Origin of the sequence: Euzebyella marina, from assembly GCF_014855515.1 — a bacterium.
GTDB classification, from domain to species: domain Bacteria; phylum Bacteroidota; class Bacteroidia; order Flavobacteriales; family Flavobacteriaceae; genus Euzebyella; species Euzebyella marina.
This window is the reverse complement of the sequence record NZ_JACYFK010000003.1, coordinates 505,023-517,911: the sequence shown is the minus strand read 5'-3', so window position 1 is coordinate 517,911 and position 12,889 is coordinate 505,023. Positions and strand designations below refer to the sequence as shown.

The 12,889-nt window shown below is 40.3% G+C and carries 6 protein-coding genes; 2 read left to right on the top strand and 4 right to left on the bottom strand.

Translation table 11 applies throughout. The features are described from left to right. Positions 1 to 27 precede the first annotated feature (27 nt). A complete protein-coding gene (locus tag IL356_RS15295; RefSeq protein WP_121848392.1) occupies positions 28 to 441 on the top strand; it encodes a response regulator in 414 nt (137 codons plus the stop codon). Positions 442 to 746: 305 nt separating this feature from the next. Then, positions 747 to 1,193 (top strand): response regulator, encoded by a 447-nt coding sequence (locus IL356_RS15290; protein ID WP_121848391.1) that lies wholly within the window; start codon positions 747 to 749, stop codon positions 1,191 to 1,193. 28 nt (positions 1,194 to 1,221) lie between these two features. Here the strand turns inward: IL356_RS15290 and IL356_RS15285 are convergent, their stop codons facing one another. The 4 genes from IL356_RS15285 to IL356_RS15270 all read right to left on the bottom strand — a co-directional run bounded on the left by IL356_RS15285 (position 1,222) and on the right by IL356_RS15270 (position 12,726). Next, positions 1,222 to 5,664, bottom strand: coding sequence for a chemotaxis protein CheB (locus tag IL356_RS15285; protein WP_121848390.1), 4,443 nt, complete (start codon positions 5,662 to 5,664; stop codon positions 1,222 to 1,224). A gap of 275 nt (positions 5,665 to 5,939) precedes the next feature. After that, complete coding sequence (locus IL356_RS15280) at positions 5,940 to 6,830, bottom strand: transglutaminase family protein (protein ID WP_121848389.1); 891 nt, start codon at positions 6,828 to 6,830, stop codon at positions 5,940 to 5,942. A gap of 1 nt (position 6,831) precedes the next feature. Beyond that, positions 6,832 to 9,393 (bottom strand): circularly permuted type 2 ATP-grasp protein, encoded by a 2,562-nt coding sequence (locus IL356_RS15275; protein ID WP_121848388.1) that lies wholly within the window; start codon positions 9,391 to 9,393, stop codon positions 6,832 to 6,834. 9 nt (positions 9,394 to 9,402) lie between these two features. Beyond that, the gene (locus tag IL356_RS15270; RefSeq protein ID WP_121848387.1) at positions 9,403 to 12,726 is read right to left on the bottom strand and encodes a transglutaminase family protein; all 3,324 of its coding nucleotides are present in this window, start codon (positions 12,724 to 12,726) and stop codon (positions 9,403 to 9,405) included. Positions 12,727 to 12,889 lie beyond the last annotated feature (163 nt).

Here is a 12,889-nt window from a genome sequence, read left to right as displayed (position 1 = left end):
GGAATTATACTTCAAAAATTACCTTAAATGACTCCCCTAGTAATGTTAATTGATGACGATCTCGTATCTCAATTTGATATGAGAATCAAGCTACAACGACACGGCCAGCCCTCGGAAATACTTTCCTATGATTGCCCAATCGAGGCATTAAGTTGGTTTGAAGAATGGAAACTATCAAACGGTGGTCTACGCCTACCCGATATTCTTTTGTTGGATTGGCAGATGCCCAAAATGGATGGCTTTGAATTTCTAGAGGAGGCTTTTGAAAGAGGAATTCCTTTAGAAGAAATGGATATTTATATGGCCTCTTCGTACAGCAACTGCTTAGAGAAAGCCACTGAAGAAATAAGATCTAAGGTAAGAAGGCGCTTTATTAAACCGTTGAGTAGAGCCAATGTTGATATTATCTTTACCAATCAGGCACTTAAAGAGCAAGTCTGAGCATATTTCAGCCAACACTAATCAACTGCCTTGCATTAACTTTTTTTTAAAATCTTACTCTTTTTAGTGGGTTATTTACCAGTTCCACAATTATTCACCCTGATTTTATAGCGCTAACTATCCATTCACCAATTCTTCGCATGCCCAATAGTTTGTGCTCATTCTTATGTTAAAATGCTCTTGCTCATTGAATAGGATTAAAAGTTTGATGCTTTGGAGCACATACACTACAGAGGCACGACTACTTTAGTGGGTCTTATTTGACCAATAAAAATTTATTCAATTTCGGCAAAGAATAGCGCTCTATGTATGGGAAAAATCTAGATAATAAAGTCGTTTACTTGGTAGATGATGATCAGGAAGACCAAGAAATTTTTAGTGATGCCCTTGAAATGGTCGACACCAATTTTACCCTAAAGATGTTCGACAACGGGGTTGACCTAATGGCCGATTTACACTCAGAAACCGAATTGCCCGACGTTATCTTTCTTGACCTGTTCATGCCCATGATGAATGGGGAGGAATGCCTTCAAGATATCAGGGAGAACTATCAATTTAATGATGTTCCGGTAGTGATATACTCTACTGTTCTTGACATGGGTAAAATTGAAGAGCTATTTGATATGGGGGCCAATAGGTACTTACACAAACCTTCTAACTTCAATGCATTGGTAACCGCTCTGGAACGTACCATGCGCTCGGTCGAAAGAAATAAAATGGGGGGAACGGCTATTATTAATGTTATGAATTAACGCTTTGACAAATTCACTTTCCTCCTTTTTAATTGATCCATTTAGCCATTAGGGCATACATTTCACTTTTTGAAACCGGTTTGGCTACATAAGCTACAAAACCTGAAGCAATACAATTCTCTTTATCACTTGTCATGGCATTGGCCGTTTGGGCTATAATTCGAGTATCAGGTTTCATTTCGAGAATTGCTTCAGCCGCCTCATATCCGTTCATAACCGGCATTCTAATGTCCATTAAAATTAAGGAGTAATCAGAATCCTTCTTGAAGAGGTCTACCACTTCTTTTCCATTATTGGCCCAGGTTATATTGAGGTCGGTAGGTTCGAACAATTTTTGTAAATAATGCTTATTGGTAGGGTTATCTTCGGCAATAAGTATTCGTTTATTTTTAAATACCTCTAAATCGAACTCTTTTTCCTCCTCTTCTTCGACCTCATTTTCATTCCATTTTTCGAAAGGAATATCAATAGTAAAAGTACTGCCTTTGTCTTTTTCAGATTCGGCGGATATATTACCACCTAGCAAGCCCATTATTCCTTTAGAAATAGCCAGGCCTAGCCCTGTACCATCGTATTGTTTCTTGTCTTTATGTTCCACACGCTGAAAGCGTTCAAAAATAATTTCCAGATCTTTTTGGGTCATTCCAATACCGGTATCGGATACAGCAAAGACAATACGGTCATTTTTAATTTCATAACCGAACCTAATGGTACCCGAAACCGTAAATTTCATCGCATTGCCCACCAAATTGGTCAATACCTGCTTTAAACGTGAGCCATCTGTTTCAACAACTAACTCGCTACTCTCAAGAGGCACATAAGTCTCTATGGCTATCTTACTCTTGTTGCGTTGGTCTTTTATTGCCCTGAAGGTAACTTCAACTTCTTTGATCAATTCATTTAAGTTACAAGGGCCAAATTGCATATTCAGCTCACCTGCCTCTATTTTTGATAAATCGAGTATATCATTGACCAAATCAAGCAATTGCTTACTACATTTTTCTATAATGCCAACATATTCATCTGTAGAAGCCTTATCCAATATATCTTCGCGAAGCAACTGGGCGAAACCAACAAGCCCATTCAAAGGAGTGCGGATTTCGTGGCTCATATTGGCCAAAAACTGATTTTTATAAATGTTAGCCGAGTTCGCTTCTGCCAAGGCCACTTGTAAATTATGTTCGGTCTGTTTCTTCTCGCTGATATCGATAACAACGCTTATATAACTTGTAACCGTTCCGGAAGCGTCTTTTTCAAAGGGAGAATCGATGGAATAACACCAAATATAAACCCCGTTCTTATGCTTGATACGATATTCTATCTTGCACGGAGCAGCACCGTTACTTAGACTTTTCAAATGGTTTTTAACGCCCTCTCTATCATCAGGATGTATCAGTTTTTTAAACTCGTCATCGGACATTGAATTAATCTCCCCTATTTCATACCCCAATATGGTCTCATATTGAAAATTCATATAGGTAATGCGTCGATCCACAAAACTGTATACATAAATTCCGGAAGCCGATAGTTCCGTAATCTTACTTGAAAACTCTTTTTCGTGCCAAAGCTTTTCGTATAAATTTTTACGTTCGGTGATGTCTTGTGCAATTCCGCGAAGGTGGGTTATCTCTCCCCTGCTATTTTTATAGGCATTACCGGTGACCCACATCCAACCGTGCGACCCGTCATTTCTGGTCGTTTCCAATTCCAGTTCATAAGGCACCCCTTCATTGGCAGTTCTATTAAGCGATTCGCTGAGTAAATTCCATGATTCTTCGGTAAATAATTTTTGATGTTCAGAATATGGTGGTGGCGGTAATTTTGGGTCAAAACCGTACATTTTATAAAGTTCTTCTGTCCAAAAAACTTCATTTGATGCAACATCTAATCGCCAACTACCCATTCTTGCTACCTCTTGGGCCTTCGCTAATTCTTCCGATTTTAAGGTTAATGCCTGTTCGTTTTCTTTAATCTCATTGATATTAACAAAAGTGACGACTACCCCTTCTATTTTCTTATCCGTGGTTATAAACGGGCTTATACGGTTGAGATACCAATTACCTTTTCGGTCACAAACATCACCTTCAAAAGTCTTCAACTCTTCCAGTGCCAATTGACAGTCTTCGATAATTGACTTTCTGGTAGCATCTTCGAACTCAGAAGCAAAACTGTCTATTGAACGACCATAATCTCTATCCTCTAGATTAAAAATCTTTTTGATAGCAGGTGTAAACTTTCTGATATTCAACTCTTCATCTAAGAACAACGTACCGATATCGGTGCTGTTCAAAAGGTTGTTCATATCATTGTTCAGGTTTTCAAGCTCTTTGTTTTTTTCCTGAAACTCGGTATTTACCGTATATAGCTCTTCGTTGACCGATTGAAGCTCTTCGTTCGAGCTTTGAAGTTCTTCATTGGAAGACATCAACTCCTCGTTCGAACTTTGAAGCTCTTCGTTACTCGTTTCTAGCTCTTCAATTACATTCTGAAGCTCGGTTCTTTTCTCTTTAAGTTCATATTCTAAATCTTCAATACGCTGCTTCGAGATATTCGAAATATCTTCATTCGACAGAATTATCTGTTCTGCGGATTCCTCTTTGACACTTTCACCAAATTGAACCAGAAAAAGCTTATTTCCACTTTCGGTATTTTTTACCTCCTCAAAAAATAAGTCGGTCGTCATGGTTATTTTCTCCGTATCAATCAACAGATTCTTTATGGTAATCGGTTTATCGAGCTTGATAGTTCGCCTGATACCATTTCGTATAACCGTTGATAGTTCTTGAGGCACCAACCCTAAGAGGTTATTTGTAAACATGCCATCTGTTTGACTGAACCACTTCTTAAAGTCACCCTGAATAAACTGCACATTGAAGTCATCGTCGATAAATACGGTAACCGGGGCATATTTTTTACTTAAATATTTATAGTAAAAAAGCTCTCCTTGTTGCGCCTCAGTAAACTTATTCGATTGCCTAATTTGGAAATGCGGAACTTCATGTCGTTTAAAACTTAATGAGGTATCTTGAATAGACCTATTACGAAATGCTTGGTTCTTTTTCTTGATGCATTGAAAAATTCTATGCTTCGAATCGACCGTTTTAAATAAATTACCCATTTTACCGAGCGACTCGCTACTGCCTAAAAACAAGAAGGCGTCTTTGTTCAAAGCAAATTGAAAGTTTGAAAGAATGCCTTGTTGAGTATTACTTGACAGATAAATTAATAGGTTTCGGCATACGATTAAATCGACCTGAATAAAAGGAGGGTCGTTCGTAATGTCATGATATGAAAATACCACTTTCTCTCTCAGACGTTTGATTATTTGAATACGCTCGCCCGACTTTACAAAATATTGGTCAAGGTAACCTTGGCCTATTTCTTCGGCCTCATTTATCGAATACGAGCCAGAACTAGCTTTTCTAAGTGCATTTTTGTCAACATCGGTTGCAAATATCTTGATGTCAAGGTCAAGATTATTGGTTCTGATGTATTCATCAAAAAGCATGGCTATGCTGTAGACCTCTTTACCCGTAGAACAACCCGCCACCCATATACGAATATTTTCAAGCTTATTTTTTACTTGGCAAATGTGCGGTATGGCCGTATGTCTAATAATTTCAAAGGCTTCCGAATCTCTAAAAAAACTGGTTACACCAATCAAGAATTCTTGCTGCAGAGTCAGAAGCTCGTCCGCATTGCCCTTTATATAGATGTAGTAATCCTGCAAAGTATCTATATTTCTCAAGCTCATTCGCTTAGCAATACGCCTCAATAGGGTGTTGGCCTTGTACTTCTTAAAATTGACACCGGTATGTTTTTGTATTTCAAAAAGGATGGACTGGTAGTTCTTTTCATCGTACGTTTCGTCGTCTACATCACCCTCTATAATCAGATTGTTATTGGTGAACTTGACAATTTTGCTCGCTATCTGATTAGCGGGTAGTACATAATCTGCCAAATTGGTAGCAATGGCCGCTTTAGGCATTCCGTCAAATTGAGCCGATTCTGGATCTTGAACGAAAATGGTGCCCCCTGCCTCTTTGATTGTCTTTATACCTCGAGAACCATCTGATCCCGTTCCAGATAATATAACCCCAATAGCCTTGTCCGCATAACATTCACCGAGCATTTTCAGCATGATATCAATCGGAAGGTTTAAGTGTTCTTTGGGTGCTTTTTCCAATAATATGAACCGCCCGTCTTTAATACCCAAATTCTTGTTACGCTGATTGAGATAAATGCAATTAGGCTGAATCAATTGATTATGCTCAGCGGTAAATATTTGCATTTTGGTATGTGTAGCCAAAAGCTCGGGCATGAGGCTTTTGAAATCTGGTGATAAATGTTGAACTACGACAAAAGCCATTCCCGAATCATTCGGCATATAGTCTAAAACATCTCTAACTGCTTTTAGCCCACCTGCTGAAGCGCCTATTCCTACAATAAAAAAATCTTGGGGTTGTTCCATTCAAAAGTCGGGTTACATGAAAAAGAAAATAGTACCACCCTGGAACAATCGAATAAAATTGATATAGGTGACGATTTCGCCCATACCCATAAAAATGATTCGCATACTTACTTTCTAAAAGACTTAGATGCAATCACTTAATTATTCTCGGGGAAAATCAGTTCGGTCTAGTTGGCTTTTCCTGTTAAACAATGCTATGTTAAAAGTAGACCTTTTTTATCAATTAATTGCTTTACAGCAACTTAAATGCAGGTTAAATTAATTCATGATAAAATTTAGGAAGCAGGTGCAATATCAACAGAAACCTTTAATTTACTCTTGCCGCTGCCATAAACGACCCCTTTTAACGGTGGAACATCGTAATAATCTCGCCCCCAACCAACTACAATATGTTGGTTTTTTGGAATCATGTTATTGGTAGGGTCAAAATCTACCCAGCCGTACCCAGGAATAAAAACCGAGAACCAAGCATGCGAAGCATCTGTACCGACCAATTTCTCTTTACCCTTTGGCGGTATCGTTTCTATGTACCCACTCACATATTTTGCGGGCAAACCGACCGAGCGTAAACAAGATATTCCGATTTGGGCAAAATCTTGGCAGACGCCTTTTTTTTCGCGCATGACCTCGGCAACGGGGGTAGAAATACTGGTAAAACCTGAAACGAACTTAAAATCGGTATAAATACGTTGCATCAATTCATAAGTGGCATCAAAAACAGATCTGTCGGGCCGAAAAGATGCCTTGGCATATTCACGAATTGTTTTATTCGCTCTTCGAATAAAAATAGATTCCAACGTAAATTGTTTGGCATCTAAAATTGACAAATCATTACTTTTCAAACTTTGAAGTGCTTCAGCTAGTGTAACCCTCTTGCACTCATCTGAAAAAAGATTGTCATAAATCGTGGAAAAATTTCGAGCTAATTTACTTCGGGTGGTTACTTTCAGGGCAGTGTGTTCTGTTTGAATGGAGAAACGAGTGATATAATTGCCAAAAAAATCGACTCTTTCCGAAATTTCAGAAGGTTTGGGCGTTATTTCAATCTTATAATCTAACAGTTGCTGCCCCATTGCTTGCCTAGGTCGTAACGTCGCCAAATTATGGCAATAACTAACAGGGGCGTTATAGTTGTACTCTGTGGTATGGGTAACGTTAAAGAGCATATCAAAAAGGAAAAGTTTGAACCACCAATTGATTCTGTTTGTCGGTATGACTGAAATAGGTGCTTGTAATGGATTGAGATGTTTTGTAGAGCAAGTCGGTCAACTCGGCAAAAAGGGCGTCTAATTCTTCCCTTACATATTCATCATCCGTTTCTGTTTTTGATAGTTCGGATGAACTGGCCAATCGCAATTTTGAAAAAGCATCTAAAACATACTTTTGATAATTTGCCAAGTTATTGTCATTTCGGGAATGCGGTAATCTGGCAATATCCTTTTGAATTCTATTGATCATGAATGTCAATGACCGGGGATATTCTAAATCTAAAACGACCAAATCAAGAACATGCTCCAGTTTTATATAAGATCGATAGCTATATCTATAAATATTCAAACTTTCGTGACTGGTCAAAAGGTATTCAAGCAAATCGTATTCAATCTGCTCATCGTATTTAATGGCCAGTAATGACCGGCATTTGGCTATGGTCAAAATACTTTGTTCCAATTGCAAACCGATAAAGTATAATAGCAGACCTTGTTTGACCAAAATACTTTCTTCGATCAAACCCATAAAAGCAATCAACCTCGTTATTAGTTGATTGAGTACTTTCAAAATTTTGTTGATAGAACTCTCTCCACTCGATTCAAAGGCTTTCCATATATGTTGAATGTTTTCAAAAACCCTCCACATATCACTTGACCATAGGTTGCGTATCGAATAGTATGAGTAACTGAACATATTAATGGTATGGGCCATACTTCCGGGCCGATTTGCATCAAGCAAAATGGAAAGCATTTCTTTCATCGGATTATCCATAGCCGATTCACCTTCTTCCGTTTCCTCAACAAAACCAGGATAGGTTCCCGTTAGGCTAGTTACCGCTTTCAATAGAACCTCAAGTTTTTCCGATTGGGGGTTTTCATCACTCTTCTGAACCAAGGCCAACTGCCTGATAACCATTCTTATAAAACGGGCCATGACCAAGGTACGACCTACATATCGGCCGGCCCAAAATAGATTTTCAGCGGTTAGGCTGGGGAGATCGTTCAATCCTGAAATGGAAACAGGACTTTGCTTATGCCAATTTCTGGAATAGTCTTCATAAATCGGCTCTTCTTGAACCACCCAAAAATCTTTACTGGTACCGCCTCTTTGGTTTGAAACCCTAACCGTTTCACGGTCCGGAGCTACTCGAACCAACCCCCCGGGCATCACTTTATAACCTTCTCTGGCAGCAATACAAAAAGAACGGGTCACCAGATTTCGAGCTTCAATATCTCCATTTACTAAATTGGGTGCCGTTGAGAAGTTTATTTTTTCTTGGGCTACGTATCTATATGGGGTTCTATTAATTTCCAGTTTAAGTTTTTCTAACTCAACCGCCGACAGAAACTCTGCAAAATGTATGCTCTCACGATTGGTTCTGTCTATTCTTTTGATAACCAATTGCGAAAGATTGTTGAGTACATAGTTTTTCTCTTTTTCTTGGCCACACCACCACGAAGCAATTTGAGGCAAAATAAGCTCTTCATCCAAAAAATACTTGGCAACCGATGGCATAAAGGGAATGAGACCCGGATTTTCCATTACGGCACTGCCAACTGGATTTACTATGGACACATTTTTTCTACGAACTACGTCTAAAAGGCCTGCGACTCCCAAATGCGAGTCTTCACGGAGTTCTAACGGATCCGCAAAAAGGTCATCGACCCTACGCCAAACCACATCAATTTTTTTCAGCCCTTGCAATGATTTCATCCAAAGAAAACCATCACGAACAACTAAGTCATTACCTTGAACCAAGGGATATCCTAGAAAGGAGGATAGGTAAGCATGTTCAAAATAGGTTTCGTTATGTGAACCGGGTGTCAGGATAACGATATGCGGATTTTCCTTTTTTACTGGGGATGCATCCAATAACATCTGATTCAGGTCATTAAAAAACCCGGACAGTCTTTTAACATTCATTGCCCCATAGATATCGGGAAGTATTCGACTCGTGGTAGAACGATTTTCAAGGGCATAACCCATACCCGAAGGAGCCTCGGTACGGTCATTGACCACCCAGAGCCTACCATCGGTGCCACGGGCCAAATCGGCGGCATAAATCGAAAGAAAGGTGTTATTGGGGTATTGAATTCCGTCACACTGCCTTAAAAACCCCCTATGGCCATAGATTACTTCATGCGGTATGATTCCCTCTTTGATCAATCGACGTTCTCCGTAAACGTCTTTCAACACCAAATCGAGTAGTAGGGCGCGTTGCTTGATTCCCTTCTCAACGCCAGCCCATTCATTTTGACGAACCAAAAAAGGTATCACATTCAAGTTCCAAGGGCGATGCATGCCCTTTGGATCGTTGTATACATTATAGGTTACACCATTTTCTGCTAGTAGCCAATCAACATCCTTTTGTCTAGACCTCAACCCTTCAACACCAAATTTTTCAAACTCTGCCAGCAGATTACGCCAATAAGGCCTTAACCCATTGTTAGCATCGAACATTTCATCATTACTGTACTCAGTACTGTAGCTACTTAACCAGCTGGTAGTTGTTAACGGCATCTTCTATAATTACTTCTTGCGCAAATCAAGAACGTGTGGGTATTCTGGATTGATCGGTACCTCCTTATATACAAATGTACTTGAAGCATTCTTTCGCTCAACCGATCGGCCGACAAAATTTGTACCTAATTTCGGTTCCATAGAAAGTACCTCATCTTGGGTATGGTTAAATTCCCAAAATCGGTTAATCCGGCGAGATTCTGCTTCTAAACTGTTGACTGGATACGTATCGTAGGAACGGCCACCGGGGTGCGATACAAAATAGGTGCATCCCCCAATTGATTTTTTATTCCACATATCCACTATGTCGAATACCAAAGGTACATCTACACCGATGGTCGGGTGCAGGGCCGACCAAGGTTGCCATGCCTTGTACCTAACACCGGCAACGTACTCGCCCTTGGTACCAGTTGGGCTTAATTCGATTTTAACCCCATTACAAGTAATGTTATAACGTTCTTCAACAAAATTTTTCACTTTTACCTGAACCCTTTCCAAAGAAGAATCGACATATCTGGCGGTACCCCTACCGGACATTTCCTCGCCAAGTACGTTCCAAGGTTCAATGGCCATTCGCACCTCTATTTGCATCGAATTAATCTCTACCATGCCATATAATGGAAACCTAAATTCAAAGAACGGATCGAACCAATCCAGTTTAAATGGGTAGCCTGCTTCATTCAGTTGCGAAACAATATCGGCAATATCTTCTTTCACATAATGCTCCAACAAAAATTTGTCATGTAACTCAGTACCCCATCGAACCAAATCATGCTTATAGGGCTTTTTCCAGAACCATGAAACCAAAGTTCGCACTAACAACATTTGCATTAGGCTCATTTGCGCATGTGGTGGCATATCGAAAGCCCGAAGCTCTAAAATACCGAGTCGACCCGAGGATGAGTCAGGTGAATACAGCTTATCGATGCAAAATTCTGCCCGATGGGTATTACCTGTAATATCGGTAAGCAAATGCCTGAACAAACGATCTGTAAGCCAAAAAGGCACTTCTTTATCCTCTGGAATTTGAGCAAAGGCAATCTCCAATTCGTATAAATTTTCTAATCGCCCTTCATCTACCCGAGGCGCTTGACTGGTAGGCCCAATAAAAGCACCGGAAAACAGGTAGGATAATCCTGGGTGGTGCTGCCAAAAAGTAACAAGACTTCTTAATAATTGTGGATTGCGCAGTAAGGGACTATCGGCGGGCGTAGTGCCCCCTAAGGTGACATGATTGCCCCCACCGGTACCTGTATGCTTACCATCAAGCATAAATTTTTCGGTACCCAACCGAGACTTTTTTGCCTCTTCATAAAGTTTGAATGTATTGTCGGTTAGTTCTTGCCAGTTTTTCGAAGGATGTACATTTACCTCAATTACACCAGGGTCGGGCGTTATTTTTAAAACCTCTAACCTGTTGTCTTTTGGGGGTTCATACCCTTCGATAATTACAGGAACTTGCAATTCGCTGGCCACGGCTTCGATTGATGAAATCAAGTCTAAGAAGGCCTCGGCGGTATTGAGAGGTGGTAAAAACAAATGCAATCTATTCTCTCGAACCTCAGCGCAAAGTGCCGTTCTAACATAAGGATGCTTTTTAGGATAATCATCAAGGTTTTTATTGGCCCTTATTTTTAAATCCTCACCATAGGAAGGCAAGTTATTTTTAGGCTCAAAAAGCTCTGGTTCTGCCGTCGGTTCTGAAGCTACTTCGGGGTTTTGTGGTAATGACTCTATAGGCAAGCGCAACCCAATCGGAGAGTTTCCGGGGGCCAGAACCAACTCATTGCCTCTAAATTGCCAATTGTTGGATAACCATCGTCCACCACTTTTTGACAAAGGCAATACGTGACCGACTATTTCACTTGTACCTTGCTCCAGCACCTCCCCTAGCTTACGCCTTAGGGCCGAATCATCTTTACCATACTCCTTACCGTTAACATCGACGGGTAGTTTACGCTCCTCCCACAAAAAGTAGAAGGCATCCTCATAAGCAGGCATGATGGAGTCGTTCGGGCATACCAATTTTTGGGTCAAGGTATCTAAAAAATCATAAGTTATGTTGGAGGGCAGTTCATACGATTTTGAAAAGGAAGCTAACCATTTGGATTCTTTCCAAATAATACCACCGTCTTTACGCCAATGAATTCCAATAGTCCATCTGGGTAGCGCTTCCCCGGGGTACCACTTCCCTTGAGCATGGTGCAGCATCCCCCCTTGACCAAAACTACTCAGCAACCTATTGGCCAAATCGCTGGCAAGTTGCCTTTTGTGTTCCCCATCGGCAGCGGTATTCCACTGGTCCGATTCCATATCGTCAATGGAAACAAAGGTAGGCTCCCCACCCATGGTTAGTCTTACGTCGTTATTCTCAAGTTCTTCCTCTACTTTGAAACCAAGATTATAAATCTCGTTCCACTGATCTTCGGTATAAGGCTTGGTCACTCGCGGAGATTCAAAAATACGGGTGACCTTATTTTCAAATTCAAACTGTGTTTCGCAAGGGTCTGTAAGCCCATATACCGGGGCCGCGCTCTCAAACGAGGGCGTGCATGCCAAAGGTATGTGGCCCTCGCCGGCCAAAAGCCCAGACGTCGCATCAAGACCGATCCAACCCGCGCCTGGCAAATACACTTCGGCCCAAGCATGAAGGTCGGTAAAATCTTCTTCGGGACCCGAAGGGCCGTCCAATGATTTTTCGTCGGCCTTTAATTGCACCAAATAACCCGACACAAATCTTGCCGCCAACCCTAAATGTCTGAGGGTCTGCACCAGCAACCATGCAAAATCTCTACAAGAACCCAATCTTTTTTCTAAGGTTTGTTCACAGGTCTGCACGCCCGCCTCTAAACGAATGGTGTAATTCAAGTAATTATATAGGTTCTGGTTGAGAGCGGTTAGAAAATCAATCGTGCGCCGCGGTGTCAAATCTATTTTCGCTACCCATCCTTGCAATAAGGGTCCGTTTTCGGTTACCTCAAGATACGGTCGCAACTCTTTCTTTAATGCATCATTGTAGGTAAATGGAAAATCTTCAACCGAATCTTCTACAAAAAAATCAAAAGGATTGATTGTTTTTAGGTCAGCAATGATTTCAACATCAATCGAAAGAATATCGGTTTTTTCTGGAAAAACAAGCCGTGCCAAATAGTTGCCAAATGGATCTTGCTGCCAGTTAAAAAAATGGTTTTCAGGTTTGATTTTTATAGAATATGCTTCGATAGGCGTTCTACTATGCGGAGCCGGGCGTAATCTAAATATGTGAGGTGATAAATTGACCAAACGGTCATACTTATAAACGGTTTTGTGCTTAATAGCAACCTTAAGAGCCATACAGTTGTTTGATTTTCAATGTATGTAAGATAAGCACTTAAACAACTAATCCCTATCGGAATCGATAGATATATTAAAACTTTTAGGTGTAAGAAATTTAAACGGTGGTATTTTAGGCTTTTGATAATTAATTACAATAATTCAGCTTATTTAATTAAAAACC

What these genes read in the sequence shown, in the direction of transcription:
- IL356_RS15280 (WP_121848389.1), bottom strand. Translation starts at nt 6,830, where the DNA reads ATGCTCTTTAACGTTACCCATACCACAGAGTACAACTATAACGCCCCT.
- IL356_RS15285 (WP_121848390.1), bottom strand. Translation starts at nt 5,664, where the DNA reads ATGGAACAACCCCAAGATTTTTTTATTGTAGGAATAGGCGCTTCAGCA.
- IL356_RS15270 (WP_121848387.1), bottom strand. Translation starts at nt 12,726, where the DNA reads ATGGCTCTTAAGGTTGCTATTAAGCACAAAACCGTTTATAAGTATGAC.
- IL356_RS15290 (WP_121848391.1), top strand. Translation starts at nt 747, where the DNA reads ATGTATGGGAAAAATCTAGATAATAAAGTCGTTTACTTGGTAGATGAT.
- IL356_RS15275 (WP_121848388.1), bottom strand. Translation starts at nt 9,393, where the DNA reads ATGCCGTTAACAACTACCAGCTGGTTAAGTAGCTACAGTACTGAGTAC.
- IL356_RS15295 (WP_121848392.1), top strand. Translation starts at nt 28, where the DNA reads ATGACTCCCCTAGTAATGTTAATTGATGACGATCTCGTATCTCAATTT.